Source organism: Aestuariibius violaceus, from assembly GCF_040779325.2.
In the GTDB taxonomy this organism is placed as follows: Bacteria; Pseudomonadota; Alphaproteobacteria; order Rhodobacterales; family Rhodobacteraceae; genus Aestuariibius; species Aestuariibius violaceus.
The window spans coordinates 106,245-133,128 of the sequence record NZ_JBFONT020000007.1; the positions used below are offsets into that span (position 1 = coordinate 106,245).

Genomic DNA, 26,884 nt, shown 5'->3' on the forward strand with positions numbered 1-26,884 from the left:
CCTCCGTCAATCGGCGAACGGGTCGGTCACGAGGATCGTATCCTCCCGCTCGGGCGAGGTTGACACTAGCGCCACCGGGCAGCGGATCAATTCCTCGATCCGCCGCACATACTTGATCGCATTCGCCGGAAGCTCCGCCCAACTGCGGGCCCCCGCGGTGCTTTCCGACCAGCCCTCGATCGTCTCATAGACCGGCACGACCCGCGCCTGCGCCTCCGCCGCCGTCGGCAGGTAATCCAGCCGCTCGCCGTCCAGCTCATAGCCGACGCAGATCTTCAGCTCCTCCAGCCCGTCGAGCACGTCCATCTTCGTCAGCGCGATCCCGTTCATCCCCGACAGCGCACAGGTCTGCCGCACCAGAACCGCATCGAACCAGCCGCAGCGCCGCGACCGTCCGGTCACGGTCCCCTTCTCGCGGCCCACGCGCGCAAGGTGCTCGCCGATCTCGTCATGCAGCTCGCACGGAAACGGCCCCTCGCCCACCCGCGTCGTATAGGCCTTCACGATCCCCAGCACGAAGCCCACCGATCCGGGCCCCAACCCCGTCCCCGTCGCCGCCATCCCGGCCAGCGTGGTCGACGAGGTCACGAAGGGATAGGTCCCGAAATCCACATCCAGCAGTGACCCTTGCGCCCCCTCGAACAGGATCCGCCGCCCCGCCCGCCGCTTCTCGTCCAGCACTTTCCAGACCGGCGCGGCAAAGCGCAGGATCTTCGGCGCGACCTCCATCAGCGCGGCTTTCAACGCTCCCGCATCCACTTCCGGCATGCCCAGCCCCCGCCGCAACGCGTCGTGATGGACCAGAAGCCGCCCCAGCCGCGCATCCAAAGTCGCCTCATCCGCCAGATCCGCCACCCGGATCACCCGGCGGCCCACCTTATCCTCGTAGGCCGGGCCAATCCCCCGGCCTGTCGTTCCGATCCGGGCCACCGCGTTCGACTGCTCCCGCGCCCGGTCCAGCTCTCCGTGGACCGGCAGGATCAGCGGCGTATTCTCGGCGATCATCAGGTTCTCGGGGCTCACCCGCACCCCCTGCGCTTCGATCTTGGCGATCTCCTCGACCAGCGCCCACGGGTCCAGCACCACGCCGTTGCCGATCACGCCCAGCTTGCCTTCCCGCAGGATGCCCGACGGCAGAAGCGACAGCTTGTAGACCTCGCCGTCGATCACCAGCGTGTGGCCGGCATTATGCCCACCCTGAAAGCGCGCGATCACGTCGGCCCGTTCGCTCAGCCAATCGACGATCTTGCCCTTCCCCTCATCGCCCCACTGGGCGCCGACGACTACGACATTGGCCATTCCGCTTCTCCTCGCGACATTCCGGCGCCCCTCTTAGCGACCCTGCGGAACGCCCGAAACCCGCAAAAGCACGGGTTGCGGCGCGTGCGCCGATGGCCTATCTGCCCTCCATCACCCAGATCGGGATTTCCATGGAAAACGTCGTCCTCATCGTACACCTCCTTCTCGCGCTGACGCTGATCGGCGTTGTTCTTCTGCAGCGTTCCGAAGGTGGCGGCCTGGGGATCGGCGGCGGCGGCGGCACGGCCTCGGGACGTCCGCCCACCCAGGGCATCCACAAGATCACCTGGGCGCTTGGCGCGGCCTTCATCGTCACCTCCATGACGCTGACCATCATCGCCGCGCAGAACACCGAAGGCGCTTCGGTTGTCGACCGGCTCCGTGACGTCCCGCGCAGCCAGGCGACAGAAGAACCCGCCCCGCTCGATGGTGAACTCCTCCTTCCGCCCTCGCCGGAAGAGGCTGACGCCCCCCTCGCCCCGTTGGCCGACTAAGCCACAACGGATAGAGCACTTTTTAAAAACGTCCGCAGGATATAGCGGTCCTGTTGCCAATCGCGGGCGAATCTCCTAGAGCTTAAATCCCGTGATGCTGCGTCGCCCGAAGGCCTCGCAGCGCCCGAAACCGGCACTCACGGGGGTCATCCAGACACATGGCGCGCTTCATCTTCATCACCGGCGGCGTGGTTTCCTCGCTCGGCAAGGGGCTCGCCTCGGCGGCCCTCGGCGCGCTTCTCCAGGCCCGCGGCTATACCGTGCGCCTGCGCAAGCTCGACCCCTACCTCAACGTCGATCCCGGCACGATGTCGCCCTTCGAACATGGCGAGGTCTTCGTCACCGATGACGGCGCCGAAACCGACCTCGACCTCGGCCATTACGAACGCTTCACGGGCGTCGCCGCCCGCAAGACCGACAGCGTCTCGTCCGGGCGCATCTATTCCAACGTGCTCGAAAAGGAACGCCGCGGCGACTACCTCGGCAAGACGATCCAGGTGATCCCGCACGTCACCAACGAGATCAAGGAGTTCATCTCGATCGGCGAGGATGAGGTCGATTTCATGCTCTGCGAAATCGGCGGCACCGTCGGCGATATCGAAGGCCTGCCCTTCTTCGAGGCGATCCGCCAGTTCTCCCAGGACAAACCGCGCGGCCAGTGCCTCTTCATGCACCTCACGCTGCTGCCCTACATCGCCGCCTCGGGCGAGCTCAAGACCAAGCCCACCCAGCACTCGGTCAAGGAACTCCGCTCCATCGGCATCGCACCCGACATCCTCGTCTGCCGCTCCGAACGCGAGATCCCGCAGAAGGAACGCGAAAAGCTCGCGCTTTTCTGCAACGTCCGCCCCGACAGCGTCATCGCCGCCTACGACCTCAAATCGATTTACGAGGCGCCGCTGGCCTACCACAAGGAAGGGCTCGACCAGGCCGTCCTCGACGCGTTCGGCATCTCGCCGTCGCCCAAACCCGACCTCTCGCGGTGGGAGGATGTGGCCGACCGCGTCGAAAACCCGGAAGGCGAGGTCAAGGTCGCCATCGTCGGCAAATACACCCAGCTCGAAGACGCCTACAAATCCATCGCCGAGGCGCTGACCCATGGCGGCATGGCCAACCGCGTCAAGGTCAGGATCGAATGGGTCGATGCCGAGCTTTTCGAACGCGAAGACCCGGCGCCCCACCTCGAGGGCTTCCACGCGATCCTCGTCCCCGGCGGCTTCGGCGAACGCGGGACAGAGGGCAAGATCAAGGCCGCCGAATTCGCCCGCACCCATCAGATCCCCTATCTGGGCATCTGCCTCGGCATGCAGATGGCGGTGATCGAAGCCGCCCGCAACGTCGTCGGCCTCAAAAACGCAGGGTCCCAGGAGTTCGACCACGAGGCGGGCCGCGACCGCTTCGAACCGGTGATCTTCCACCTCAAGGAATGGATCAAGGACAACCAGAAAATCGCCCGCGACGTGCTTGACGACAAGGGCGGCACGATGCGGCTCGGTGCCTATAACGCGACGCTCGCCGAAGGCTCCAAGGTGGCTGAGGTCTACGACACCACGGCGATCTCCGAACGCCACCGCCACCGCTACGAAGTCGACATCAAATACCGCGACCAGCTTGAGGAAAAGGGTCTCTGCTTCTCAGGCATGAGCCCGGATGGACGCCTGCCCGAGATCGTCGAATGGAAGGATCACCCCTGGTTCATCGGTGTCCAGTTCCATCCGGAACTGAAGTCCAAACCCTTCGCGCCCCACCCTCTTTTTGCAGACTTCGTCCGCGCCGCGGTCGAAACCTCGCGGCTCGTCTGATGCGCCTGCCTTATCACGTCTGGGACGTCTTCACCGACACACCTTTTGCCGGCAACCCGCTGGCCATCGTCGAAGACGCGGGCGACCTGACAACCGCGCAGATGCAGACGCTCGCGGCCGAGTTCAACCTCTCGGAAACCATCTTCGTGATGCCAGCGCGCGATGCGGCCCACACCGCCCGCGTCCGCATCTTCTTCCCCACGGCCGAGATCCCCTTCGCAGGCCACCCGACCGTCGGCTGCGCGCTCTTCCTTGCTGAAAAACTCGGCCTGACCGAGATCACGCTCGAGGAAGAGGCCGGCCTCGTTCCCGTCACCATTGCGGACGGCAAAGCCGAGTTCACCGCCCCGATCCTGCCCGCAGCGACCGGCGCGCAGGCCGATCCGGCCCTCATCGCCGCCGCCCTCGACCTGCCGCCAAAGGCCATCGGGCCCCACCAACCCGGCGTCCTCACAGGCGGCCCGTCCTTTGTCTTCATCCCCCTCACCGACCTCGACGCGCTGGCCAAGGCCCGCCCCATTGAACCCCATTGGTCGAAACTGATGGACGAGTGCGGCGTCGACGCGGGCTACCTCTACACACCCGGCACCGAGTGCGACTACCGCACCCGCATGTTCTCCCCGACCGCAGGCATTCCCGAGGACCCCGCCACCGGCTCCGCCGCCGCGATCCTCCAGGCACACCTCCTCGCCAATGCCGCGCTGCCCGACGGCGAAACATCGCTCCACATCCTTCAAGGTGTCGAAATGGGCCGCCCCAGCCACATCCATGCGACAGCTGCCGTCACGAACGGCCAACTCACCTCCGTCCGCATCGCCGGACAGGCCGTACCGATAAGTTCAGGAAATGTGACCGTCCCGGGCGTCTAGAACCCGAAAGAGAATGTCCGCATCAGCCCCAGCCGCGCCGTGTACTGCTCGTCGCTGCCTTCTTCCACGATCGGGCTGTCCGCCGCATCGCCCAGGAACCGGTCATAGCCGACAGCGCCATCGACCGCCCAGCGCTCGTTGAACTGATAGGTCATCCCCAGTTCCAGCCCCGCCGACAGCACGCCGCCCTCGGCATCGAACGCGTCGAAATCGCTCGCCGCCGCCTCATCTTCGGACACACCGAAATACGTCTCGGCATATTCGTCCGACCCGATGAACACGCGCGGCCCGAACCGCCATTCCAGCTGATTGCTCGGGGTAAAGATCGCATCCGCCCCGACCTCGCCGACCACACTCTCATGCCCGCCGAAGCCGCGCCGAACATCGGCGAACACCTCATAGCCCGGCTGGCGGTACACCAGCCCGAGCCCAAGCTCGATCGTCTGATCCACATCGTCGAGCCCGTCGAGTTCGTCGAACTCGTCGCTGTCACGCTCGCCGATCAGCCGGACCGAGCCGCGAAAGCCGAGTCCATTCTCCGGATTGCCGCCGGACCCGAAAGTCCCCAGACGCAACTCGTCCATCCGGAACGACAACCGCGGTTCAACCTCGTTTTCGTCCGATCCAAAATATTCCGGTCTGGATTCTGCCCCGACACCAATGCTGAACGTCACACCATTGCCCGAGACCGAATCGGTCTGGGCAACACCCACGGATGGCGCAGCCCCAAGTATTACGGCCAGAAAGGTCGCTATCCGCATCGTATCGCTCCCGCAGACGGTGAAAGTGCCGTCATCTCCGCAACTTAGCCGCTTGCTATTGCATATCAAGTGGCCTTCTAAGCGCTGACCGGACTGTGATGTGCCCGCACATCACCCCATCCGGCAGCACCTGACACACGGCCGCCGAAAGCCCTTCTGTCGAAGGGTCTTTGCCCTGGCTGCGCGACGCCATATATCCCGGCGCATGTTTGCCGATTTCTTAAAGCGCCTCACCGCGCCCGACCCCGACCCGCTGCCCGAGCTGGATGCGCGTCTCGCCCTTGCCGCGCTTCTCGTGCGAATCGCCAAGTCCGACGGCGACTATGACCAGGCCGAGATCGCGCGCATCGACCGCATCCTCGCCAAGCGCTACGACCTCGACCCGGTCGAGGCGGCCAAGCTCCGCGCCCAAAGCGAGGCGCTGGAACACGACGCCCCCGATACCGTCCGCTTCACCCGGGCGATCAAGGACGCCGTCCCCTACGAGGATCGCGAAGGCGTGCTCGAGGCGCTCTGGGACATCGTCCTCGCCGATGGCGAACGGGACGAGGCCGAGGATGCCCTCCTCCGTCTCGTGGCCCCCATGCTCGGCGTCACCGATCAGGACAGCGCGCTGGCCCGCCAGCGGGTGGAGGCACGCCGGTCAGCATGACAGCCAGTTTCCCGATGTATCTGCGGCCGGAAAACCGCGCCGCCTATGGCCGCTTGTGGGCCACGATCCGTGACGACCTGCGGGCGCAGGGCATTGAATCTCCTGAAGAATTGACCGAGGCCGACAGCCTTTGGGATCTCTGGACAGACCCCGATCTTCTTCTGTCGCAAAGCTGCGCCCTGCCCTGGCGGATGCGCCTCGACGGGGTCGCAACGATTCTCGGTGCCCCGGATTACCAGCTCCCCGGATGCCCGCCCGGCTATTACAACAGCGTTTTCGTCCTCCGCGCGGACGACAACCGCATCAGCCCGTCTGACTGGGCCGGCCTGCGGCTTGCCTATAACAGCCCCAATTCCCAATCAGGCTACGCGGCACCACAGGCCTTCGCTGCCAGCAACGGCGTCACCTTCACCGATCTGGTTGCCACCGGCAGCCACCGCGCCTCCGCCACGGCCGTCCTGGAAAACCATGCGGACATCGCCTGCATCGACGCCCAGACCTGGCGCATGATCGCCCGCTGGGATCCGAAGGCGGACCAACTGCAAGAGGCCGCCCGCACCGCCCCCACACCCGCCACCCCGTTCATCACCGCCGCCTCCCGCGATCCCGAACCGATCCGCTCAGCGCTCGCGCTTGCCATCTCGGCCCTGCCCGACGCCGACCGCGCGCTTCTCGACCTCCACGGCCTGGTGGAGATACCGGTGGACACCTACCGCGCCACCCTTCTGCCGCCCGATCCCGAAGCGATCCCGCCTGCCACTGCTGCACGAACGGGCTGACGCAGCGGCATCACACAGCTTTCAGCAAGCAACACATTGCATTTCCCGCCATTTCGCGGCCTAGTGCAGCGTCAAAAGTTGAGAGCCAACCCGTTCCCGTGACAGCCGACAGCGCCCCCGTCCTCGAAATCCGCGACCTGCACAAAAGCTTCGGCGGCCTCGAAGTTCTCAGGGGCGTCGACGTGACCGCCCGCCGTGGCGATGTCGTCTCGCTCATCGGCTCCTCCGGCTCGGGCAAATCCACCCTCCTGCGCTGCGCGAATCTGCTCGAGGACAGTCAGCAGGGCGAAGTCATCTTCTGCGGCGAACCCGTGACCTGGCGCGGAGCTGGGTCGAACCGCCACCCCGCCGACCGCAAGCAAGTTCTCCGCATCCGCACGAACCTCTCGATGGTGTTCCAACAGTTCAACCTCTGGGCCCACATGACCATCCTGCAGAACGTGATGGAGGCGCCCGTTTCCGTTCTCGGCCGCGACCGGGCAGAGGTGGAAGAGGCCGCGCGCGGCTACCTCGACAAGGTCGGCATCGCCGACAAGGCCGACGCCTATCCGGCCCAGCTTTCCGGCGGCCAGCAACAGCGCGCCGCCATCGCCCGGGCACTCTGCATGGAACCCAAGGCGCTTCTCTTCGACGAACCCACCTCCGCCCTCGACCCCGAGCTGGAACAAGAGGTCGTCCGCGTCATCCGCGACCTCGCCGCGGAAGGCCGCACCATGATCCTCGTCACCCACGACATGAACATGGCGCGCGACGTGTCCAAGCATGTCGTCTTCCTGCATCAGGGCCGCGTCGGCGAGGAAGGCGCGCCCGACCGGCTCTTCGAACAACCAGAGACAGAACGGCTGCGAGGGTTCCTCTCCTCGACCATGGCCGCATAAAAAGAAGCATCCAACAAGGAGTAACCAAGATGAAAACCCTTCTGCTCACGACGGCCTTCGCCATCGCCGGCACCGCTGCCATGGCCCAGGACGTTGTCCGCCTCGGCACCGAAGGCGCCTACCCTCCGTACAACTTCATCAACGATGCGGGCGACGTGGACGGCTTCGAGATCGTGCTCGGCAACGAGCTTTGCGCGCGCGCCGAACTCACCTGCGAATGGGTCACCAACGACTGGGATTCGATCATCCCCAACCTGGTGTCGAGCAATTACGACGTCATCATGGCCGGCATGTCGATCACCGACGAACGCGACGAGGTCATCGACTTCACCCAGAACTACATCCCGCCCGCGGCCTCTGCCTACGCCGGGATGGATGAAGGCGCCGACCTGACCGGCGGTGTCATCGCGGCCCAGGTCAACACGATCCAGGCCGCTCACGTCGCCGCCTCCGGCGCCACGCTGCTGGAATTCGCCACACCGGATGAAACCGTCGCCGCCGTCCGCAACGGCGAAGCCGACGCCGTCTTCGCCGACAAGGACTACCTCGTCCCGGTCGTCGAAGAGAATGCCGACCTGATGTTCGTGGGCGACGACGTCCCCCTCGGCGGTGGCGTCGGCGCCGGTATCCGCGAATCCGATGGCGAACTGCGCGAAGCGCTCGACGCCGCGATCCAGTCGATGAAGGACGACGGCACGCTCAACGCCCTCATCATCGAATGGTTCGGCGAAGAAGCCGCTATCTACGAATGATCCCGGCAGGGGGCGCTCCGGCGCCCCTTACGCTTTCCCATGTGGGCGCTTGATGAGCAGTACCAGACCTCCGCCGGAACGGTCGCCGCAGGCCGCGCCGGTCAGGGCCCCGATCTGGTCCTGGCCCATGGCTGGCCGTGGTCCTCGTTCGCCTGGCATCGCATCATCCCCGGGCTGGCGCAGCACTACCGCGTCCACTGGTACGACATGCCGGGCTTCGGCCGCTCCCAGATGGGCGGCTCCCGCCCCGCCTCCCTCGACGTGCAGGGAGAGGTCTTTGGCGAGATGCTCGCCGCCTGGAACCTCGATCGCCCCCTCGTCATCGCCCACGATTTCGGCGGCGCCGTCACGCTTCGCGCCCATCTCCTCCACGGCCGCGACTACGCCGGCTGGGTCCTGATGAACGTCGTCGCCATGCGCCCCTGGGGCTCGGACTTCTTCGACCATGTCGGCCGCCATATCGACGCCTTCACCGGCCTCCCGCCTCATATCCATGCGGCCCTCGTCGCCGCCTATATCGGCGGCGCCCTCGCCCATGAAATCGCCGGGGACGACCGAAAGGAACTCGCCGCCCCCTGGCTTACTGACAAAGGCAAAGACGCGTTCTACGCCCAATTCGCCATGGCCGACGAACGCTACACCGCCGAGGTCGAGCCCCATTTCAGCGAGGCCCGCTGCCCCACCCGCATCCTCTGGGGCGAAGATGATCCCTGGATCCCCCTCTCCCGCGGCGAAGCCCTCGCCAAGGCGATGGGCACCGACCTCACGCCCCTCCGCGGCCTCGGCCATCTGCCCCAACTCGAAGACCCGGCCACCGTCGAACGCGCCCTCCACAACGCGCTCGAGGGCATGTAACCCATGTTCTCCTTCTGCACCGATCCCTCGACCCTCGACGGCGCAAGCTGGATGGCCTGCTACCTGACGACGGGCAAGCACATGGCCTTCTGGGCCAGCTTCGGCACCGTCCTGCTCCTGCTTGCCATCACCGCCCCCGCAGCCCTCCTCTTCGGTTTCGCCGGCGCCGCCGCCGCCCGCGGCCCGGCACCGGTCTCCTGGCTCGGCAAGACCTATATCGCGATCGTCCGCGGCATCCCCGACATCGCCTTCTTCCTGTTCTTCGTCATCGCCCTCGACCAGGGGTTCGAGTGGATCCGCCACCAGGCGCTCTGCCCCGACTGGTCCGACCCGATCCGCCGCGGCAACGACTTCGTCGTCTGCCCCTCGGCCAAGCTGCCGCTCTCCTCCGCGCCCCAATGGGTGCACGAGATCTACGGCTTCCTGATCGCCACCCTCACCTTCGCCATCGTCTTCGGCGCCTTCGCGGCCAACGTCCTCTACGGCGCCATGCGCGCCGTCCCCCGCGCCCAGATGGAAACGGCCGAGGCCTACGGCATGTCCCGCCGCCAGGCCTTCTGGCGCGTCCTCGTCCCGCAGATGTGGGTCTATGCTTTGCCGGGTCTCTCGAACCTCTGGATGGTCCTCATCAAGGCCACGCCGCTCCTTTTCCTCCTCGGCGTCGAAGACATCGTCTATTGGGCCCGCGAACTCGGCGGCGCCAAGACCCCCCGCTTCACCGATTACCCGCACGGCGACTGGCGCATCTGGTACTTCCTGTTCCTGCTCGTCTTCTACCTCGCCTTCACCAAGCTCTCGGAACTCGTGCTCGCCCGCATCACCACGCGCCTGCGCCACGGCCAGGCCTTCGCCGGATGAGCTGCTGGGACACGATCCAGGCCTACGCCTTCCGCTCGCTCGGCTACGGCGAACGCCGCCTCCCGCAAGAGGATATCACGCTCTGCGAGCAGTTCACCCTGATCGGCTCCGGCCTGATCTGGAACGTCTATTTCGGCGTGGTCGCGCTCGCCTCGGGTTTCATCCTCGCCACGCTCGTGGCCTTGGGCAAGGCCAGCCCCCGCTGGATCCTCAACGCTCCCTCGCGCGCCTTCATCCTCGTCTTCCGGGGCTCGCCGCTCTTCATCCAGTTCTTCCTCGCCTATTTCCTGTTCCTGCGCTTCCGGCAAAGCGAACTGGGCCTCGACTGGCTGACCAGTGCCTGGGCCGGCGCAGCCCTCGTCCTTTTCCTCAACACCGCCGCCTATTCGGCCGAAATCTTCTACGGCGCCCTGCGCTCCATCCCGAGGGGAGAGATCGAGGCCGCCGACGCCTACGGCTTCGCCGGCTGGCGCCGCTTCCGCCGCATCGTCTGGCCCACGATGCTCCGCCTCGCCTGGCCGGCCTACATCAACGAGGCGATCTTCCTCTTCCACGCCACCACCCTGGTCTTCTTCTCGGGCTTCCCGGCATCTCAGCAGCGCGGCGACGCGCTCTATTACGCGAGCTATTTCGCCGACAAGACCTTCAACCCGTTCGTCCCCTACCCGATCCTCGCGGGCTATTTCATCCTGCTGACGCTCGTCATCATCACCGCCATGGGCCTCGCCAACCGCCGCCTCAATCGCCACCTCGGCACGGCCCCCGCCCGTCCCCGCATGCTTGCGCAGATCATCCGCTAGGCCGCCTCCATCGCAAGGCGCCCGTCGTGCAAGAAGCACATCCGATCGAAGAGCCTCAGGTCGAACGGGTTCGGCATCCGGATATCGCCCGGCCCCGGACACACCGCCCCGCGTCCCTCAAAGGCCCGGTCGATCTGCGAGATCAGCACGAAAATCGCCCCCGCCCGTGCTGCATAGGCCTTCAGCTCCCCAAGCTGCTCCGCCAGTCCCGGGTTGGCCCGCCTCTGATCCAGAAGCTGCAAGTAATCGACGACAACCAGCGCCTGCCCCCCGGCCGAGCCCAACCGGTCCAATACATAGGCCGCACAAATCTCGTCCGACATATCAAGGATCACCGCCTCCCCGGCCACGCCAAGCGCGCCAAACCGATCCGTCACATCCCGCTCATTGTATTCCAGGCTGAAGAAGAAACCGGTCCGCCCCAGCCGCGGCGCCAAGGCCGCGATCTCCAGCCCCAGCAACGTCTTCCCATGCCCCGGCCGCGCGCCTAGCAGCACCATATCGGCCGGCTCCAGCTCCGCCAGCACCCGCTCCGCGGGCCGCTGCCCGGATGCAGACGCCAGATGGCTCCACGCCCGAAACCCCTCCGCCACGGCAATCCGGTCCAAAGCAACGTGCAGAGGAACCCCCTCCTCCCGCGCCATCACCCTGGCCTGACGTTTCAGTCGAAAAATCGGAGCGGACAGCCGCATCGGAACACCTCCTCGACAGGCAGTCGCCGCGATCCCCCCTTACGCGCCCGCCCGATCAGAGTGGCGTCGATCGAAACCCGCTCCGCAGGTCACCTGCTTCCCAAAGGAGGGCGGAGGCCCGAGCAAGGCCCACACCCAGACCCTAACCCGGCGCGGCCGATCCGCTCAACCCGCACAAAGCCTCGACCTGTTTCGCAGCCGACCATCCCCGAACACCCCGGGAACCAGACACTCACCTTAACGTCCGCCCCACGACGCAAAGCGCGCGCCCTTCATCTGGTCGCAAACATGCCCGTCAGAGGTCGAACACGCCAATATCCCATCGGTAGCGGACTCGCCCACGGGCGACCCATGGCCCAAAACCCCAAATCGACCCCCACGACCAAGGCAGTAACCTTAACGCCCGCCTCACAACGCAAAACATCGCCCTTCATCTGGCCCCTAAATACTCCCGCCGGAGGTGACACACAGTAGAACCCGATCGATCCAAAAAGCCGCCCCCCACAAACCATCTCCGCCAAACCGGATCTGCCACAAGACCCAAAGCACTAACCTCAATGCCCGCCTGCCAGCGTAGGGCGCCTCCCTTCATCTGGACCTGCCGAAGGCAAATCACCCGAAGCGCCAATTGCCCGAAGACGCGCCTGCCAGCAAACCATCCCCGGCGCGCCAAATCGGCCCCAAGGCCAAGGCAGTAACCTTAACACGCGCCCTACGAAAAAGGCCCACCCTTCATCTGGCTCCAAATACTCCCGCCCAAGGTGGAACACAGTAGAACCCGATCGATCAATAGACCGCCATCACGCAAACGATCCCCGACGCCGCGCTCCCGCCCCTCAATCCCTCAAAGGCCCTCAAGCATTAACCTTAATGCCCCCGCCATCTCAGACGAAAGCGGGCGACCACCCTGCCCGACGAAGACGCCAAATGGCTTGCCATCTGCCACGTCGTCACCATTCTTCTGCTGAATCCACACCGACTGGAGCCCTCATGACAGCCCTCACCGACCTCACCGCGATCCTCGCAGCCTTCTTCCTCGTGACGGTCGCCCCGGGCCCGGCCAATCTCGCCGTCGCTACGGTCGCCATGCGCGCAGGCCGCCGGAACGGCCTGCTCTTCGGCACGGGCCTCGCCGCCGGCCTGGCCATCTGGGGCCTGGTCGCCGCCACCGGCCTCGGCGCTCTCCTGCAAGGCTCCGCCACGGCGCTGACCGCCCTCAAGCTCGCGGGCGGCGCCTACCTGGTCTGGCTCGCCTGGCAATCGGGCCGCTCCGCCTTCAGCCCCGACGCCATTCCCGCGCCAGAGCCCGGCAAGGGCCGCTGGATCGCCCGCGGTCTGATCCTCAACCTCTCGAACCCCAAGGCCGTCGTCGCCTGGATGGCCGCCCTCTCCATGGGCCTCGGCACCGGCGATACCGGCACACACCTGATCCTTCCGACGCTCCTCTGCGCCGCGATCGGGGCCCTCAACTACACCGGCTACGCCCTCGCCTTCTCCCTCCCCGGCATCATGGCCGGATACCAGCGCCTCCGCCGCACCATAGACGCCGCAGCCGCCGCCCTCTTCGCCGCCGCAGGCGCGGGCCTCATCCGCTCCGCCTTCACCCGCAGCTCGTAAGTCCTCATCTTGCCGGAAATACCTCAGGGCCTTGGTCTTCGACCCTTCGTCGCTGAGATTGGTCCACTGGACCAATCTCCGGGCGCTCCTCAGCCCGGAACGGGCGGTGGCGGGAGCAGCGCCCCCATGCTAGATCGGCCGCAAGACGAAAGGCCCGCAATGAAGATCGGCATCCTCCAGACCGGCCATGCACCGGACGCCCTCCTCCCGGATCACGGCGATTACAACGACCTCTTCGAACGCCTCCTCGGCGGTCACGGCTTCGCCTTCACCACGTGGAGCGTCGTCGACGACGCCTTCCCAGACGGCCCGGACGATGCCGATGGCTGGCTCATCACCGGCTCCAGACACGGCGCCTACGAGCCCCACCCCTGGATCCCCCCGCTCGAAGAGCTGATCCGCGACATCCACGCCGCCCAAAAACCCCTCGTCGGCATCTGCTTCGGGCACCAGATCATCGCCCAAGCCCTCGGCGGCACGGTCGAGAAATTCCCCGGCGGCTGGTCCGTCGGCCGCCAGAGCTACACGCTGGACAACGAACACCTCCACCTCAACGCCTGGCACCAGGACCAGGTGACAAAGCTCCCGCCGGAGGCCCGCATCCTCGGCCAAAGCGCCTTCTGCGAAAACGCCGTCCTCGCCTATGGCGATCACATCCTGACGATCCAGCCCCACCCGGAGTTCGACGCAGCCTTCACGCAAGGGCTCATCACCCATCGCGGCGGGGCCGTCCCGGCGGACCAGCTCGCACAGGCCCAGGCCGACCTCGCCCACCCCACCGACAGCACCAGGATCGCCGCCCGCATCGCGGCCCATCTCAAGCAATGACCGACTGGACAGACACCCTCCCCGACGCCGCCCGCGCCTACCTGGCGGGCCGCAAGCTGGACGAGGTCGAATGCCTCATCCCCGACCTCGCCGCCATCGCCCGCGGCAAGGCCGTCCCGGCCTCGCGTTTCGAACGCCAAAGCGAATTCTTCCTGCCGAACTCCATCTTCTTCCAGACCATCACCGGCGGCTGGGGCGAGGCGGCGGGCGAAGGCGGGTTCACCGAACCCGACATGGTCCTCAAGCCCGACATGACGACCGCCACCGCCGCCCCCTGGACCGGCGACTGGACGCTGCAGGTCATCCATGACGCCTATAACCACGACGGCACCCCCGTCCCCTTTGCGCCCCGCAACGTGCTCAAGCGGGTCTGGCAGCTCTATGCCGACAGGGGCTGGACCCCCATCGTCGCGCCCGAGATGGAATTCTACCTGGTCGCCCGCAACGTCGACCCCTCCGCCGCGATCGAACCGATGATGGGCCGCTCGGGCCGCCCCGCCGCCGCGCGCCAGGCCTATTCCATGTCCGCCGTCGACGAATACGGCCCCGTGATCGATGACATCTACGATTTCGCCGAGGCACAGGGCTTCGAAATCGACGGCATCACCCAGGAAGGCGGCGCCGGACAGGTCGAAATCAACCTGCGCCACGGCGACCCCGTCTATCTCGCCGACGAGGTCTTCTACTTCAAACGCCTGATCCGCGAGGCCGCGCTCAAGCACGATTGCTTCGCCACCTTCATGGCCAAACCGATCGAGGGCGAGCCGGGCTCGGCCATGCACATCCACCATTCGGTGCTCGGCCCGGACGGCCACAACATCTTTTCCAACCCCGACGGCACCGAAACCGACGCCTTCCGCCACTTCATCGGCGGCATGAAGCGCTACCTCCCCTCCGTCGTGGCCCTGCTGGCGCCTTACGTGAACAGCTATCGCCGCTACGTGAAGGACCACGCCGCCCCGATCAACCTAGAATGGGGCCGCGACAACCGGACGACTGCGATCCGCATCCCCGTCTCGGGGCCCGAGGCGCGGCGCGTCGAAAACCGCCTCGCCGGCATGGATTGCAACCCCTATCTCGGCATCGCCGCCTCACTCGCCACCGGCTATCTCGGCATGATCCACGAGATCGACCCCGGCCCCGAATTCAAAGGCGACGCCTACGACGCCGAGGAGGATATCCCCCGCGGTCTCTTCGCCGCTCTCGACGCCTTCGACGGCACGCCCGAGATGCAGGAGGTGCTCGGCCCCGACTTCGCCCGCGTCTATTCCATCGTGAAGCGCGCCGAATACGACGAATTCCTGCAGGTCATCTCGCCCTGGGAAAGGGAGCATCTGCTGCTGAACGTCTAAGGGGACGGCCACCACCGCCCTTCCTTCCGGTCATCCCCGCGAAAGCGGGGATCTCCGGCAGTCAAAGGATGACGGTTGACGTGACGATCCAAGGGCAGCGCCCGACCCGTGGGGTTCGGGACGACCGTCGCGTCAGTGGCGCGGCAAAAGCGTCCCGAACGGTCGGGCCTCGCTCGGCGTCGCCACCGGGCGGGACCTTTCAGCGACGTGCCGCTCGAACGATCCCGCTCTAAATATCGACACCGTCGTCCTCGTTGTCCTCCTCGGTTCTTCCGTGGTCGGGGTTGCCGCTGCCCAAAGCGTCTACACCCACCCCGCCAGGCGTAACCTGGCTCGGCCCGGCGGCACCACAGGCCGTCAGCATCGCCAACATCAGGATGATGAAAGCATTTCTGGTCGTCATAGGCACCTGCTCGTCCTCTCTGATGCTCCGTTTTGAAAGGTAGAGCGCGCAACGCTTTCGGCCCCTCTCATCTTACGAGACAGCGCTCTCACCTCGCATGACGCAACGCTTTCGGCGGTAGATCCCGATCAACGATCGCTCTCATTTCGGCCTTTTGTTTCCACCAAGAGTTAACGCATCAGCCTGTTTCATTAACAAACGCCCACGCAACGCCCGGTTCCCTCCGACGTGATGCCGACCGGATGCCGACCGGATGCCGCATCCCCGAAAACCCTCGCCAGAGCTGCCACCATCTGTTAGGTAATCCGAAAATGACCTTCGGAGAATCAAAAGATGAGCAGCCAGATCCCCGACGTCCACACCGCCGAACCGATCCCCGAGGCCGCAAGGGCCGAGATCGACCGCCTCCTCCAATCCGGTGACCTCTTCCGCTATACCTCTGAAAACGCACCCGTTTCTCTGCTGGAGACCGAGTTTGCGGCGCTCATGGGCACCCGCTACGCGCTCGCCGTCTCGTCCTGCTCGGCCGCGCTCTTCCTCTCGCTTCGCGCCCTCGGCCTGCCAGAAAAGGCCAAGGTCCTGATCCCCGCCTTCACCTTCGCCGCCGTCCCGTCTTCCATTGTCCACGCGGACTACGAGCCGATCCTGGTCGAATGCGGCGCGAATTATCGCATTGATCTCAAGGACTTCGCGGCGAAGCTGCCGGAAGCCCACGCCGTCATCGTCAGCCACATGCGCGGCCACACCTCCGACATGGACGCGATCATGGCCGCCTGCGAGGCGCGCCAGATCCCGGTTATCGAAGACGCCGCCCATTCCCTCGGCACCCTCTGGAACGGCCGCAAGATCGGCACGCTCGGCCGCGTCGGCTGCTTCAGCTTCCAGTCCTACAAGCTGGTGAATGCGGGCGAAGGCGGGATCCTCGTCACCGACGATGCCGACCTCGTGGCGCGCGCCATCATTATGTCCGGCGCCTATGAACATATGTGGAAAAAGCATGAGGCGGACCAGGACCTGACTGACGCGCTCAAGCGCTGGCAGAACCGCCTGCCCCTTTATAACCTGCGTCTGTCCAACCTCTCCGCCGCAATCATCCGGCCGCAACTCGCCGAAATTCCGCGCCGCTGCCGCGACGGATTGCGCAACCACGATCACGTCGCCGCCCGCCTGTCGGCCCAGCCCGGCTTCGACGTGCCCCTGGCCCTGCCCCAGGAAACCCGCGCCCCGGATTCACTGCAGTTTAACCTTACCGGCCTAGACGAGGCCGAGCAGCAGCGTTTCTCGGAAGAGGCCGCCGCCCGCGGCGTCAAGGTCCAGATCTTCGGCCAAAGCACCGACAACGCCCGCGCCTACTGGAACTGGCAGTTCCTGAACCGCGACTGGGATCTGCCGCAAACGCGCGCAATGCTCATGACCGCCTGCGACCTCCGCCTCCCCGCGCGGCTGACGATCGGGGATTGCGACGCCATCGCGACCGCCCTGATCGGCGCCATGCGCACGGTGCGTTCACCAAATCTTAAGGTTGCCTAACAGCCTCTAAAGAACCCGCATCGCCTCCCCGAGCCAAGGCATCTCGGCCCGGGACGGCGCCACCACGCCAACCTCGATCTCCCGCCGCAGCTGCTCTGCCATCTGCGTCGGGATCTTGCCCAGCAAATCCTTCCGCGCGATTAACGAGATACGGCGCGACAGCTGCCCGAACGGCAGCGCCACCACGGAAACCCGGTCGCGGAACCGCTGCGCTCGTCGCCAGCCCAGCGGCGTCAGGATCGACCAACCCAGCCCCTCCGCCACCATGGCGAGGATCGCGTGATAGCTGTCGAGCTCGAACCGGTGCGACAGCACCAACCCCTCCCGCTGCAGATGCGCGGCGATCTGGCGGCCCATGACATGCCGTGAGGTATAGGAAATCAACGGCTTGTCCCGCAATTCCTCCACCGCATAGCCCTTCGGAATGGCCGCCACGAAGGGCTCTTCCAGCACCGGATGCACCTCCGCCCACTCGGGCGCATCCCCCTGATCGGCCACCACCGCCACGTCCAGCGCCCGTGTATCCAGAAGATCCATCAACCGGTGCGACGCCCCCGTCTCCAGCAGGAACTGACAATCCGTCATCTTCTCCGCCAGCCCCGCCAGCAGCCGCGGTGTCACATCCGCATCGAAATCCTCGATCACCCCCAGCCGCAGCCGCGTCAGCCGCGCATAATCCGCCAAGGCCAGTTCCGCCCGCGCCTGCGCCGCCTCGTTCAGGATCACATTGGCCCGCCGCAGGAACATCTGCCCCGCCGCCGTCGGCACGACCGGCCGCGCCGTCCGGTCCAGCAGCACCGTCCCGACCACGCCTTCGAGGTTGGTAATCTGTTGCGACACCGTTGCGGGCGATGCCCCTAACCGCCGCGCCGCGGCCGAAATCGACCGCTCTTCCGCCGTCGCGACGAACACCTCAACCCCCCAGAGCGTGATCCGTCCGGCGCTGTCGGCCATCGCCTACTTGCTCATCTTGGCAAGCTTGGCCTGCAACTCCGACAGCTGCTTCTTGATGTCGTCCAGGTCCTCATCCGTTGCCTCCGGCTCGGGCCCCGAACTGCCCATCAACCCGCCGGTCATCGCTTTCATGAAAGCTTCCTGCTGCGCCCGCATCGCCTCGAACCCGGGCATCTTCGACATAGGATTCATCGACCCCATGTTCTCCATCATCTTCGACTGCCCGTCGCGCAGCATATCGAAACTCATCGCCAGAAACTGCGGCACCACGGAAACGGCTTGCGTCGAATAGCTCCGCACGAGGTCATTCAGCACGTTGATGGGCAGCACGCTCTCGCCGCGCGATTCATGTTCGGCAATGATCTGCAGCAGGTATTGCCGGGTCAGATCATCTCCGGATTTGAGGTCGACGATCTGCACCTCGCGCCCGTCGCGGATGAACCCCGCGATATCCTCGAGCGTCACATAATCCGATGTCTCGGTGTTATAGAGCCGCCGGCTCGCATAGCGCTTGATCAGAAGCGGGGTATCGGTCTCGGCCACTGGGCACTCCCTTCACGCGTCCGTGCCGACATCTTTCGGCATCGCAGCAAGCCTAGGCCCGCCCAGATAAAAAAGGAAGAGCGCAAACAAAGAAGGGCGAGCCGCGAGGCCCGCCCAGTGATCACATCGTCAGGGAGGAGGACGATATGAGCGTCAGATTACTTGGCAGCCGTCGCCTTCTTGGCAGCAGCCGTCATGTCGTTGGTGGCTTTCTTCGCCATGGCGGTCATGTCCTCGGACACGTCCTTGCCAGCGGCCAGCATCAGCTCGACCGAGTCCATCTGAACCTTCTTCGCAACTTCGGCGAAGGCGGCCATGTGCTCGGCAGCGCTCTCGGCCCAGGCAGAGGCGAAATCGGTCATCGACTTGGCGTAGTCGGCCGGGTCGGACTTGGCTTCGGTCAGCGCGCCCATCTTGGCGATCGTCTCTTTCGTCCACTTGGACGAGATCTCGGTCGACTTCTCAGCGGCGTCGAGCGCGACGTGGCTCATCTTCTCGCTCAGCGCGGCCTGCGTCTTGAACGCATCTTCCATCGCCTTCGTGTCGACCGGGAATGCACCCATCATGTCTTTCATGACAGTCGTGAAATCTTGTGTCTTAGCCATTGGTGGTCTTCCTTTCTCACCTCTTGCAGAAAATGCCGCCAGCCCACCCGGTTCGGCCATTCCCTCCAAATTCGTTAAGACGAAGATACATGCTGCACCGCAGCATTTCAAGGATTTTCTGCACCGCAGCAAAGAAAATTTGCTATTGCAGCGAAATCAGGGGGTTACGTGGGGCGAACCTCTTCGGACGCCTTCAAAACATAGGTGCCCGGCGCCTCCGCAAGGCTCGGATGATCCTTGTCTCCCGGCACGCGCGCCGCCCGTTTCGCCCCTGACCGCTCTGCCAGCCACTCGCCCCAAAGCGGCCACCACGACCCGTCCCGGTGCAGGGCGGCGTCCTTCCACTCCTCCGGCGGCAGCGCGATATCGGCGCCCGACCAGTGCCCGTATTTGATCTTCGTCGGGGGATTCACGATCCCCGCGATGTGCCCCGACCCGGACAGGATGAACCGCTTGTCCTTCGATCCCATCTGCTGCACGCCGCGATAGCTCGACATCCAGGCGGCGATGTGATCCGTCTCGCAGGCCACCGCGCAAAGCGGCACCTCCACATCCTTAAGATGCAGACGCTCCCCCAGGATTTCGATCCCGTTGGTCGCAAACCGGTCCTCCTGGCAGAGCTCCCGCAGGTATTGCACCGCCATTTTCGCGGGCAGATGCGTCCCGTCCCCGTTCCAGTAGAGCAGGTCAAAAGCGGGCGGCGCCTGGCCCATCATGTAGCTCTTGATCGCCGGCCGGTAGATCAGGTCATTCGACCGCAGGAACGAAAACGTCCGCTGCATGAAAAAGCTGTCGAGGATCCCCGTCTCGACCGTCTCTTCCTCGATTCCGTCGACGAAGTCATCGTCGAGGAAGACGCCCACCTCCCCCTGATCCGAGAAATCCGTGAGCGTCGTAAAGAACGTGGCCGAGTTGATGCTCTTGTCGCCCCGGTGCTTCAGCAGCGACAGGGTCAACGCCAGCGTCGTCCCGGCGATACAATAGCCGACGACGTTGATCTTCTTGACGCCGCAGATGGCCTTCGCCTCGCGAATGGCCTCCAGATACCCCTCCTCGACATAGCTATCGAGCGACACGTCCTTATAGCTCGGGTCGGGATTCACCCAGCTCACGACGAAGAGCGTAAAGCCCTTATCGACGATCCAGCGGATCAGGCTGTTCTCGGGTTTGAGGTCGAGAATGTAGAACTTGTTGATCCAGGGCGGGAAGATCACCAGCGGCGTCGTATGCACCTGCTCGGTCCGCGGCGCGTACTGGATCAGCTCGAACAGGCGGTTGCGGTAGACGACCTTGCCTTCGGTGGTCGCAATATTCTCGCCCACCTTGAAGGCGTCCTTGTCGGCCAGGGTAACCTGAAGGTCGCCCTGATTGGCCTCCAGATCCGCCACGAGGTTCTCCAGCCCGTCCACAAGGCTTTGCCCGTCCGTCTCGACCGCGTGGGCCAGGGCCTCGGGATTGGTGCCAAGGAAGTTCGCCGGGCTGAACATGTCCACGATCTGGCGCGAGAAGTAATCGAGCCGCTTCTTCTCGCGCGGATCCAGCCCGTCGATACCCTGCACCGCGTGCTCGATCGCCTCCGAGTTCAGCAGATACTGCTGCTTGACGAAGTTGAAATAGGGATGCGTGTCCCACAGCGGATTGGAAAACCGGCGATCCTCCGGCGTCTCGTCGGCGGCCGGCTCCAGCCTGCCCTGGGCGAGTTTGTGCTGGGCATCGACATAATGTTTCAGCGTCTTGCCCCAATAGCCGACCTGATGTTCGATGATCTTCGCCGGGTTGTTCATCATCTCGGCGAAATAGGCCGCAGCGGCCTTCATATACAGCTCCTGGCTCGGTCCCTGCAGGGCATTCGGCACCGCCCGCTTGCTGCTCATCGCGGCGATCAGGCGCTGTGTCAGCTCCTCGATCCGCGTGATGTTCTGCTCCAGCTTTTCCAGGTTTCCGCCGGGCACGTCCGAGTTATCGGTTGTCATAAGGCCCTCCCCGCCCTAATTTCGCACCCGCAGCATCGCAGTCGCGGCACATCTCCGCACTGTCCTGATGTCGTGAAAACGCTAGCAGGCCAGCCCGTCAAACTCAACGGACAGCCGAAGGAGTAAACGATGCGCTACATGGCCACGTACGACCTGATGGAAAGCCTGCGCAACACTAACCAGTGGCTCGGCGCCTCCGCTCTGGCCTTCGCCTCCTACCCGGCCACAGCCCTGCTGCCCGTGCCGGCCCTGTCCTGGATGCGCGCCTGGGGCGAGGTTACCGAACGCGCCTTCGCGCGCATGGTCGCCAAACCCGATTGGGGCATCCCTTCGATCACCGGCCCCGACGGCTGCGACCACGTGGTCGAGATCGAAACGGAATTGTCGCGCCCCTTCGGCGATCTCATCCACTTCAACATCAGCGGCCGCCCGCCTTCCAAGCGCCGGGTGCTGCTGGTCGCGCCCATGTCCGGCCACTACGCCACACTCCTGCGCTCGACCGTGATCAGTCTCCTGCCCGACTGCGAGGTTTATATCACCGACTGGCACAATGCCCGCGACATCCCCGTCTCCGAAGGCAAGTTCGATGTCGAGGATTACACCAGCTACCTTGTCGAGTTCATGCAGCATCTCGGCCCCGATCTGAACATCATCGCCGTCTGCCAGCCCGTCCCCCTCGCGCTCGCCGCGACGGCAATCATTGCCAAGGACAATCCCGAGGCACAGCCCCGCACCCTCACCCTGATCGGCGGCCCGGTCGACCCCGACGCGAACCCGACGGAGGTCACCGATTTCGGCCGCCGCGTGACGATGGGCCAGCTGGAAGAGACGATGATCCAGCGCGTCGGCTTCAAGTACGAAGGCGTCGGCCGCATGGTCTATCCGGGCCTGCTGCAACTCGCCTCCTTCATGTCGATGAACGCCGACAAGCACACCAAGGCCTTTACCGACCAGATCCTGCGCACCGCCAAGGGAGAGGCCTCCGACCGCGACCGTCACAACACCTTCTACGACGAATATCTCGCCGTGATGGACATGACGTCCGAGTTCTACCTTTCCACCGTCGAACGCATCTTCAAGGCGCGCGAGATTGCCGAAAACGCTTTCATGGTAGATGGCAAGCATGCCGACATCTCCAAAATCACAGATGTCGCCGTGAAGATCGTCGAAGGCGAGCAGGACGATATCTCGGCCCCCGGCCAATGCCTTGCTGCCCTCGCTCTTCTGACCGGCTTGCCTGAGGACAAGAAAGCGGCCCATGTCGAACCCGGCGCTGGCCATTACGGCATCTTCGCGGGCCGGTCGTGGCGCAACAATATTCGTCCACTTGTGCTTGATTTCATTGATACAAACACCCCTAAAATGCGAAAGCGTGCCGCCAACAGTAACGCCGCTGCGTAAAGCTCTCGGAACCCACCGGTTCGCCACGATTGCTGTTTAGCTAGGTCACAAACCCCTTCCATAGCGCCGGCGGGGCAGGCAGTAACAAGTGGCAAAAAAGGCGCAGCAGCAATTCCTGGCTTTCAGTCCGGACAATCTGACGTTCGGCGACGGTGGCGGTAACAGCAACGGAAACCTGGTCTTCGACACCCGAACATCGCACCGATCCGCATCCCCGCCGGAAAGCTTGGCGCAAACAGCAACCTTCAGGTCTCGCCCCGACACCGCCTGCTGATCCAGGATGCCCGGGCCGCACTGATGTTCGGCGAACCTGGGGTGCTCGGCCCCGCGCTCGCCTTCGACAGGTATGAGGGCATTGCACAAACGGTGCCACAGGCGGGGCGTGACGTATTATCATCTGACCCTGGATCACAATGCGATCCTCAACGCGAACCGCGTGCTGGCCGAAGCCTTCTTCGATGGCGCGATCAAATCGCTTGCGATGATGGCCCCTGCCCGTCCGCTTCTGCGAGCTTACGACGGCCGGGCGCTTCTCGACGGCGCAACGCCGCTCGCCAAAGTGTCTTAGGTCAGAACCAGCGGCTGGCGCAGCCAGCCGCGCAGCGCTTCCGTCACCGCCTCAGGCTGTTCCAATGTCGGCAGGTGCCCGGCCCCCGGCACCACTGTGAGCTGCGCGTAGGGGATCAGTTCCGCCATGAATTCGTGACGTTTCACGGGGCAGAGCGCGTCGTGTTCTCCACACAGGATCAGCGCCGGCACCTTCACCTTCCGCAGCACGGCCTGCTGGTCCGGCCGCCGCTGCAGCGCCCGCGACTGGCGCACGAAGACCTCGGGCCCCAGATCGCGCGCCATGGCCATCACGACCTCCAACACCTCCCGCCGCTGCGGCCCGGGGGCGAGGTAGTTGGGCTTCATCTCCTCGCGCATCACGTCCTCCAGCCGCCCGGCCCGCGCCGCGACGATCTGCGGCTCGCGCGCCGCCGCGACCTGCGGCGTCTCGGCCATCGGGTTGGTGTCCATCAGCGCGATCCGCGTCACCCGCTCGGGCGCGCGTCGCATGACCTCCATCGCGACGATGCCACCCATCGACAGGCCCGCTAGGGCGAACTTCCGGGGGCACAGATCCAGCACCCGGCTCGCGATCTCTTCCACCCGTTCGCCATCAGTGATCGGCGCGACCATCACCCCCGTCACCTGCGACAGGGCCGTGATCTGCGGCTGAAACAGCCGCGCGTCGCACATCAGCCCCGGCAGAAGGACGACCGGTTCCATCACGCCCGCCGCGCGCCTTCCGCCAGGGCGCCAAGCTTGGCCCAGGCGATCTCCGGATCAACCGCGCCGAAGCCCGCGAAGGTTCCGAACCCGCAATCCGACCCGGCCACGACCCGGTCCGCCCCGACGATATCGGTAAACCGCGCGACCCGCTGGGCCACCAGATCCGGATGTTCCACGAAATTCGTCGTCGTATCCACACAGCCCGGCACCAGCACCTTGTCGTCCGGAATCTCCTCCCGCCGGTCCCGGAACACCGTCCACTCGTGCCCATGACGGGGGTTCGACGTCTCGAACAGCAGATGCGACGCCCGCACCTTCATCAGCACCGGAAAGACCTTGTCCATGTCGATATCGCAGACATGCGGTCCCTCGTAATTGCCCCAGCAGATATGCACCCGCACGCGCGCCGGATCGATCCCGTCCAGCGCGCCGTTCAGCGCCTCCACATTCGCCTCGGCAACGCCCAAGAATTCCTCGTCGCTCAGATCGCTGAACAGCATGTGCCGCGACAGCGCCAGGTCCGGGCAATCCAGCTGCAGCATCAGGCCCGCCTCGACGATCGTCCGGTACTCCGCCGCCATCGCGTCGGCCAATGCCGCCAGATACGCCTCCCGCGAGGGATAGAAGTCATTCTGCAAAAACAGAGAGATCACGCCCGGCGACGCCGCGTTCATGAACCCCGCTTCGGCCCCATGCGCCGCCATCGCCGCCTTCAGCCGCGCGATATCCGCCTCAAGCTCCCCCTGCCCTTTCGAGCGAACCTCGCCCACGCACATCGGCCGCGCATATTTCGGCGTGCCGCCATCCTGGGCCAGCCGTTTCATGAAGGACGGGAAGAGCTTCAGATCACCGGGCGGGTTCCGCGGGCTGTCCCCGTCGAACCCGGTATAGCGATCCTTCACATAGGTCGCGTAGCTGATCTTCGACATCTCGCCGTCGCTGACGATATCGACGCCGGTCTCCACCTGTCGCTGCACCGCCGCGCCCACGGCCTCTTCCATCACCGCCTCGAACCGGGCCGGATCGACCGCCTCTCCGCGCTCGCGGGCAAAGATCTGATCCACCACCGCCTGGCCTCGCGGCAGGCTGCCCGCATGGGTCACTTTCACACTCATGCCGCACCTCCCGCGTGGATCTGCATCCAGATCGCCGTTTCGTCCCACAGCGTCCATTCCCGCCTCAGGCCCCATGGCCCAAACTCCGCTTGGGTTATCCCCATCACATGGACCCGCGCACCCGAGGGCGCCCCGAACGCCCCCCAACCATCATGCAGGCCGTCGAGCGACCACCGCACCGCGGCCCGGGGCGCCATCATCGGATCCTCCCGCCCGATCACGTGATGCACGGTGAACTCCGCCGACGGAAACGCCGCCCGCAGTCCCAGCCAAGCCCGGTCCGCATCGCGCCAGCCGTGACCCTCGACGCCGCCCGGATAGTGCAGCTCCGCCGCTCGGTCCCAAGCTTCGGGAATGATGGAGAACTCGGCCGCCATCAACCGCTCCAGCAACTCCGCCAGCCGCTGCCCCAGCGCATGCTCGTTCCCCCGCCCGGAATATGGGCCGGCCCGATCCTGATCGGCGGTGAAGGCCCGCATCCCCTGCTCGACCTTACGCAACGCCCAATCGCGCGGCTCCTCTCCGATCTGGCGCACCAGACCGCCATTGTCCCGGATCAGCCACTCGTCACTGATCTGCCCGTCCTTGGCATAGCAATCAGCCAACGCGTAGATCCCGATCGGTCGCCTTGTCGCCGCCCCGAAGAGGCCTGACCCCCCATGGGTCGCGCGTGAATAGATCCGGTGCGACGACAGCATCCCGGCCTCCGGATCACCCGACCAGATCACGTCCTCGCCCAGCAATTCCCGATCCGGGAATTCCACCACCGTCGCCATGGTCGCGGCCGTCATCGCGGGCTCGCCCACAGAGATCCCCCAGGGCGTCCGCACGACGACTTCGGGATGGTAATAGTCCTTCATCCGGGCCCCCAGCCCGCGATCCTCCCAGATCTCCTTGGTGATCTTCAGGATGTAGTCGGGAAAGTCCCGGAATTTCGGATCGAACCCCTTCATCCCGCCGTCCAACCGCCATCGACCATCAGCGCGGTCCCCGTGATCATCGCCGCCGCGTCCGAGGCAAGGAACACGACCGCCCCCATGATATCCTCGACCTCGCCGACCCGGCCCAGCTTGATCTTCTCCTCGATCCAGGCCCGCCGCCCGGGATCGGCAAACGTCCCCTCGGTCAACTCCGTCCGGATGAAGGTCGGACAGATCGTATTCACGCGGATGCCCCGTCGCCCCCACTCTATCGCCATTGCCTTGGTCATCCCCTCGACAGCGTGTTTCGAGGCGCAATAAACCGCGCGATCCACCCCACCCACATGCCCCATCTGGCTGGAGATCTGCAGGATCGACCCGCCCTGCGGCATTGCCTTGGCAACGGCCTGAGCGACGAAATAAGCCGCCCGCAGATTAACGCCCATCACCGCGTCGAAATCCTCCGGCACTGTCTCCGCGGCCGGCCCATGCCGCGCCGTCCCGGCCGAGTTGCACAAAATGTCGAACGCCCCCCGCCGCGCGACGCCCGCGCGCACCGCCTCGACATCGGTGATATCGACCAGCCAGGCTTCCGCCGTGTAGCCGCGATGCCGCAACGCCTCGACCGCGCTCTCCAACTCCTCCGCCCCGCGCGCGGCCATGACAACCGACGCGCCCGCCTCAGCCAACGCCGCCGCGCAGGCATAGCCGATCCCGCGCGAGGCGCCGGTCACCAGCGCACGTTTTCCGTCCAGCCGGAAGGACGGCGTTATCGGCAAATCACGATCCATCTCGGGGCGGACCCTAGGGGCGCCCCCCGCCGGGCGCGGGGGCCCGGGCGGGCGGGGGAGTCGCATTTCGCGCGTGCCGGGCCTCT

At 65.3% G+C, this 26,884-nt stretch carries 28 protein-coding genes and 1 pseudogene; 17 read left to right on the plus strand and 12 right to left on the minus strand.

What is annotated here, in order from left to right:
• Positions 1-6: 6 nt before the first annotated feature.
• Entirely contained in the window at positions 7-1,299 is a 1,293-nt protein-coding gene (locus AADZ90_RS18065) for an adenylosuccinate synthase (RefSeq protein ID WP_367312014.1), read from the minus strand.
• Between the two features lie 131 nt (positions 1,300-1,430).
• On the opposite strand from AADZ90_RS18065, the gene secG reads away from it, so the two are divergent.
• The 3 genes from secG to AADZ90_RS18080 all read left to right on the plus strand — a co-directional run bounded on the left by secG (position 1,431) and on the right by AADZ90_RS18080 (position 4,464).
• Positions 1,431-1,793 carry a preprotein translocase subunit SecG gene (gene secG / locus AADZ90_RS18070; RefSeq protein ID WP_367312048.1) on the plus strand — a complete coding sequence of 121 codons (363 nt, stop codon included), beginning with the start codon at positions 1,431-1,433 and terminating at the stop codon, positions 1,791-1,793.
• Positions 1,794-1,951: 158 nt separating this feature from the next.
• On the plus strand, positions 1,952-3,595 hold the full coding sequence (gene pyrG / locus AADZ90_RS18075; RefSeq protein WP_367312015.1) for a CTP synthase: 1,644 nt from the start codon (positions 1,952-1,954) through the stop codon (positions 3,593-3,595).
• Entirely contained in the window at positions 3,595-4,464 is an 870-nt protein-coding gene (locus AADZ90_RS18080; protein WP_367312016.1) for a PhzF family phenazine biosynthesis protein, read from the plus strand. The genes pyrG and AADZ90_RS18080 overlap by 1 nt, the downstream gene beginning before the upstream one ends.
• Here AADZ90_RS18080 and AADZ90_RS18085 read toward each other — a convergent pair.
• Entirely contained in the window at positions 4,461-5,225 is a 765-nt protein-coding gene (locus tag AADZ90_RS18085) for a MipA/OmpV family protein (RefSeq protein ID WP_367312017.1), read from the minus strand. The two genes, AADZ90_RS18080 and AADZ90_RS18085, sit on opposite strands and share 4 nt — an antisense overlap.
• A gap of 205 nt (positions 5,226-5,430) precedes the next feature.
• On the opposite strand from AADZ90_RS18085, the gene AADZ90_RS18090 reads away from it, so the two are divergent.
• From AADZ90_RS18090 to AADZ90_RS18120, 7 genes are all read left to right on the plus strand, one after another.
• Positions 5,431-5,877: a tellurite resistance TerB family protein gene (locus AADZ90_RS18090; protein WP_367312018.1), complete on the plus strand. Its 447-nt coding sequence runs from the start codon at positions 5,431-5,433 to the stop codon at positions 5,875-5,877.
• Positions 5,874-6,656 carry a phosphate/phosphite/phosphonate ABC transporter substrate-binding protein gene (locus tag AADZ90_RS18095; protein WP_367312019.1) on the plus strand — a complete coding sequence of 261 codons (783 nt, stop codon included), beginning with the start codon at positions 5,874-5,876 and terminating at the stop codon, positions 6,654-6,656. The genes AADZ90_RS18090 and AADZ90_RS18095 overlap by 4 nt, the downstream gene beginning before the upstream one ends.
• A 98-nt stretch (positions 6,657-6,754) precedes the next feature.
• Entirely contained in the window at positions 6,755-7,534 is a 780-nt protein-coding gene (locus AADZ90_RS18100) for an ABC transporter ATP-binding protein (RefSeq protein ID WP_367312020.1), read from the plus strand.
• 29 nt (positions 7,535-7,563) lie between these two features.
• Complete coding sequence (locus AADZ90_RS18105) at positions 7,564-8,286, plus strand: transporter substrate-binding domain-containing protein (RefSeq protein ID WP_367312021.1); 723 nt, start codon at positions 7,564-7,566, stop codon at positions 8,284-8,286.
• A 39-nt stretch (positions 8,287-8,325) separates the two neighbouring features.
• Positions 8,326-9,141, plus strand: coding sequence for an alpha/beta fold hydrolase (locus tag AADZ90_RS18110; RefSeq protein WP_367312022.1), 816 nt, complete (start codon positions 8,326-8,328; stop codon positions 9,139-9,141).
• A 3-nt stretch (positions 9,142-9,144) separates the two neighbouring features.
• Complete coding sequence (locus AADZ90_RS18115; protein WP_367312023.1) at positions 9,145-9,999, plus strand: ABC transporter permease; 855 nt, start codon at positions 9,145-9,147, stop codon at positions 9,997-9,999.
• Positions 9,996-10,799, plus strand: a complete 804-nt coding sequence (locus tag AADZ90_RS18120; RefSeq protein ID WP_367312024.1) for an ABC transporter permease — start codon at positions 9,996-9,998, stop codon at positions 10,797-10,799. Before AADZ90_RS18115 ends, AADZ90_RS18120 begins: the two co-directional genes overlap by 4 nt.
• Here AADZ90_RS18120 and AADZ90_RS18125 read toward each other — a convergent pair.
• A complete protein-coding gene (locus AADZ90_RS18125; protein WP_367312025.1) occupies positions 10,796-11,491 on the minus strand; it encodes a DNA helicase in 696 nt (231 codons plus the stop codon). The genes AADZ90_RS18120 and AADZ90_RS18125 overlap by 4 nt on opposite strands.
• Before the next feature lie 990 nt (positions 11,492-12,481).
• Here AADZ90_RS18125 and AADZ90_RS18130 point away from each other — a divergent pair.
• From AADZ90_RS18130 to AADZ90_RS18140, 3 genes are all read left to right on the plus strand, one after another.
• Complete coding sequence (locus AADZ90_RS18130; RefSeq protein ID WP_367312026.1) at positions 12,482-13,108, plus strand: LysE family translocator; 627 nt, start codon at positions 12,482-12,484, stop codon at positions 13,106-13,108.
• 159 nt (positions 13,109-13,267) lie between these two features.
• Positions 13,268-13,936 carry a type 1 glutamine amidotransferase gene (locus AADZ90_RS18135; protein WP_367312027.1) on the plus strand — a complete coding sequence of 223 codons (669 nt, stop codon included), beginning with the start codon at positions 13,268-13,270 and terminating at the stop codon, positions 13,934-13,936.
• Positions 13,933-15,288, plus strand: a complete 1,356-nt coding sequence (locus AADZ90_RS18140; protein WP_367312028.1) for a glutamine synthetase family protein — start codon at positions 13,933-13,935, stop codon at positions 15,286-15,288. The genes AADZ90_RS18135 and AADZ90_RS18140 overlap by 4 nt, the downstream gene beginning before the upstream one ends.
• A gap of 229 nt (positions 15,289-15,517) precedes the next feature.
• On the opposite strand, the gene AADZ90_RS18145 is transcribed toward AADZ90_RS18140, so the two are convergent.
• Positions 15,518-15,691, minus strand: coding sequence for a hypothetical protein (locus AADZ90_RS18145; RefSeq protein ID WP_367312030.1), 174 nt, complete (start codon positions 15,689-15,691; stop codon positions 15,518-15,520).
• A 333-nt stretch (positions 15,692-16,024) separates the two neighbouring features.
• On the opposite strand from AADZ90_RS18145, the gene AADZ90_RS18150 reads away from it, so the two are divergent.
• Positions 16,025-17,221 carry a DegT/DnrJ/EryC1/StrS family aminotransferase gene (locus AADZ90_RS18150; protein WP_367312032.1) on the plus strand — a complete coding sequence of 399 codons (1,197 nt, stop codon included), beginning with the start codon at positions 16,025-16,027 and terminating at the stop codon, positions 17,219-17,221.
• Positions 17,222-17,227: 6 nt separating this feature from the next.
• Here the strand turns inward: AADZ90_RS18150 and AADZ90_RS18155 are convergent, their stop codons facing one another.
• The 4 genes from AADZ90_RS18155 to AADZ90_RS18170 form a co-directional block, all read right to left on the minus strand.
• Complete coding sequence (locus AADZ90_RS18155) at positions 17,228-18,175, minus strand: LysR family transcriptional regulator (RefSeq protein ID WP_367312033.1); 948 nt, start codon at positions 18,173-18,175, stop codon at positions 17,228-17,230.
• 3 nt (positions 18,176-18,178) lie between these two features.
• Complete coding sequence (phaR, locus tag AADZ90_RS18160) at positions 18,179-18,718, minus strand: polyhydroxyalkanoate synthesis repressor PhaR (RefSeq protein WP_367312034.1); 540 nt, start codon at positions 18,716-18,718, stop codon at positions 18,179-18,181.
• Between the two features lie 158 nt (positions 18,719-18,876).
• Entirely contained in the window at positions 18,877-19,323 is a 447-nt protein-coding gene (locus AADZ90_RS18165) for a phasin family protein (RefSeq protein ID WP_367312035.1), read from the minus strand.
• A 164-nt stretch (positions 19,324-19,487) separates the two neighbouring features.
• Complete coding sequence (locus AADZ90_RS18170) at positions 19,488-21,296, minus strand: PHA/PHB synthase family protein (RefSeq protein WP_367312036.1); 1,809 nt, start codon at positions 21,294-21,296, stop codon at positions 19,488-19,490.
• A 129-nt stretch (positions 21,297-21,425) separates the two neighbouring features.
• Here AADZ90_RS18170 and phaZ point away from each other — a divergent pair, with 129 nt between their 5' ends.
• The 3 genes and pseudogenes from phaZ (at position 21,426) to AADZ90_RS18185 (ending at position 23,265) form a co-directional block, all read left to right on the plus strand.
• Positions 21,426-22,697: a polyhydroxyalkanoate depolymerase gene (gene phaZ / locus AADZ90_RS18175; protein WP_367312037.1), complete on the plus strand. Its 1,272-nt coding sequence runs from the start codon at positions 21,426-21,428 to the stop codon at positions 22,695-22,697.
• A gap of 195 nt (positions 22,698-22,892) precedes the next feature.
• Positions 22,893-23,051, plus strand: a pseudogene (locus AADZ90_RS18180) (Hint domain-containing protein); the annotation flags it as partial.
• Between the two features lie 28 nt (positions 23,052-23,079).
• Positions 23,080-23,265: a hypothetical protein gene (locus tag AADZ90_RS18185; protein WP_367312038.1), complete on the plus strand. Its 186-nt coding sequence runs from the start codon at positions 23,080-23,082 to the stop codon at positions 23,263-23,265.
• Here AADZ90_RS18185 and AADZ90_RS18190 read toward each other — a convergent pair.
• Genes AADZ90_RS18190 through AADZ90_RS18205 form a run of 4 tightly spaced genes read right to left on the minus strand, consistent with a single transcriptional unit; the run spans position 23,262 to position 26,798 of the window.
• A complete protein-coding gene (locus AADZ90_RS18190) occupies positions 23,262-23,969 on the minus strand; it encodes an alpha/beta fold hydrolase (protein WP_411997088.1) in 708 nt (235 codons plus the stop codon). The genes AADZ90_RS18185 and AADZ90_RS18190 overlap by 4 nt on opposite strands.
• Positions 23,969-25,087 (minus strand): cobalamin-independent methionine synthase II family protein, encoded by a 1,119-nt coding sequence (locus AADZ90_RS18195; RefSeq protein ID WP_367312041.1) that lies wholly within the window; start codon positions 25,085-25,087, stop codon positions 23,969-23,971. Before AADZ90_RS18195 ends, AADZ90_RS18190 begins: the two co-directional genes overlap by 1 nt.
• Positions 25,084-26,040 (minus strand): nuclear transport factor 2 family protein, encoded by a 957-nt coding sequence (locus AADZ90_RS18200; protein WP_367312042.1) that lies wholly within the window; start codon positions 26,038-26,040, stop codon positions 25,084-25,086. Before AADZ90_RS18200 ends, AADZ90_RS18195 begins: the two co-directional genes overlap by 4 nt.
• Positions 26,037-26,798, minus strand: a complete 762-nt coding sequence (locus tag AADZ90_RS18205; protein ID WP_367312049.1) for an SDR family NAD(P)-dependent oxidoreductase — start codon at positions 26,796-26,798, stop codon at positions 26,037-26,039. Before AADZ90_RS18205 ends, AADZ90_RS18200 begins: the two co-directional genes overlap by 4 nt.
• Positions 26,799-26,884 lie beyond the last annotated feature (86 nt).

Excerpts from the sequence above, each read along its gene's own strand:
- AADZ90_RS18105 (WP_367312021.1), top strand. The coding sequence starts at position 7,564 with ATGAAAACCCTTCTGCTCACGACGGCCTTCGCCATCGCCGGCACCGCT.
- AADZ90_RS18110 (WP_367312022.1), top strand. The coding sequence starts at position 8,326 with ATGTGGGCGCTTGATGAGCAGTACCAGACCTCCGCCGGAACGGTCGCC.
- AADZ90_RS18095 (WP_367312019.1), top strand. The coding sequence starts at position 5,874 with ATGACAGCCAGTTTCCCGATGTATCTGCGGCCGGAAAACCGCGCCGCC.
- AADZ90_RS18145 (WP_367312030.1), bottom strand. The coding sequence starts at position 15,691 with ATGACGACCAGAAATGCTTTCATCATCCTGATGTTGGCGATGCTGACG.
- AADZ90_RS18080 (WP_367312016.1), top strand. The coding sequence starts at position 3,595 with ATGCGCCTGCCTTATCACGTCTGGGACGTCTTCACCGACACACCTTTT.
- AADZ90_RS18170 (WP_367312036.1), bottom strand. The coding sequence starts at position 21,296 with ATGACAACCGATAACTCGGACGTGCCCGGCGGAAACCTGGAAAAGCTG.
- AADZ90_RS18195 (WP_367312041.1), bottom strand. The coding sequence starts at position 25,087 with ATGAGTGTGAAAGTGACCCATGCGGGCAGCCTGCCGCGAGGCCAGGCG.
- AADZ90_RS18190 (WP_411997088.1), bottom strand. The coding sequence starts at position 23,969 with ATGGAACCGGTCGTCCTTCTGCCGGGGCTGATGTGCGACGCGCGGCTG.
- AADZ90_RS18130 (WP_367312026.1), top strand. The coding sequence starts at position 12,482 with ATGACAGCCCTCACCGACCTCACCGCGATCCTCGCAGCCTTCTTCCTC.
- AADZ90_RS18140 (WP_367312028.1), top strand. The coding sequence starts at position 13,933 with ATGACCGACTGGACAGACACCCTCCCCGACGCCGCCCGCGCCTACCTG.
- AADZ90_RS18155 (WP_367312033.1), bottom strand. The coding sequence starts at position 18,175 with ATGGCCGACAGCGCCGGACGGATCACGCTCTGGGGGGTTGAGGTGTTC.
- AADZ90_RS18090 (WP_367312018.1), top strand. The coding sequence starts at position 5,431 with ATGTTTGCCGATTTCTTAAAGCGCCTCACCGCGCCCGACCCCGACCCG.
- AADZ90_RS18115 (WP_367312023.1), top strand. The coding sequence starts at position 9,145 with ATGTTCTCCTTCTGCACCGATCCCTCGACCCTCGACGGCGCAAGCTGG.
- phaZ (WP_367312037.1), top strand. The coding sequence starts at position 21,426 with ATGCGCTACATGGCCACGTACGACCTGATGGAAAGCCTGCGCAACACT.
- AADZ90_RS18120 (WP_367312024.1), top strand. The coding sequence starts at position 9,996 with ATGAGCTGCTGGGACACGATCCAGGCCTACGCCTTCCGCTCGCTCGGC.
- AADZ90_RS18085 (WP_367312017.1), bottom strand. The coding sequence starts at position 5,225 with ATGCGGATAGCGACCTTTCTGGCCGTAATACTTGGGGCTGCGCCATCC.
- AADZ90_RS18125 (WP_367312025.1), bottom strand. The coding sequence starts at position 11,491 with ATGCGGCTGTCCGCTCCGATTTTTCGACTGAAACGTCAGGCCAGGGTG.
- AADZ90_RS18205 (WP_367312049.1), bottom strand. The coding sequence starts at position 26,798 with ATGGATCGTGATTTGCCGATAACGCCGTCCTTCCGGCTGGACGGAAAA.
- pyrG (WP_367312015.1), top strand. The coding sequence starts at position 1,952 with ATGGCGCGCTTCATCTTCATCACCGGCGGCGTGGTTTCCTCGCTCGGC.
- AADZ90_RS18165 (WP_367312035.1), bottom strand. The coding sequence starts at position 19,323 with ATGGCTAAGACACAAGATTTCACGACTGTCATGAAAGACATGATGGGT.
- AADZ90_RS18200 (WP_367312042.1), bottom strand. The coding sequence starts at position 26,040 with ATGAAGGGGTTCGATCCGAAATTCCGGGACTTTCCCGACTACATCCTG.
- AADZ90_RS18150 (WP_367312032.1), top strand. The coding sequence starts at position 16,025 with ATGAGCAGCCAGATCCCCGACGTCCACACCGCCGAACCGATCCCCGAG.
- AADZ90_RS18135 (WP_367312027.1), top strand. The coding sequence starts at position 13,268 with ATGAAGATCGGCATCCTCCAGACCGGCCATGCACCGGACGCCCTCCTC.
- secG (WP_367312048.1), top strand. The coding sequence starts at position 1,431 with ATGGAAAACGTCGTCCTCATCGTACACCTCCTTCTCGCGCTGACGCTG.
- AADZ90_RS18065 (WP_367312014.1), bottom strand. The coding sequence starts at position 1,299 with ATGGCCAATGTCGTAGTCGTCGGCGCCCAGTGGGGCGATGAGGGGAAG.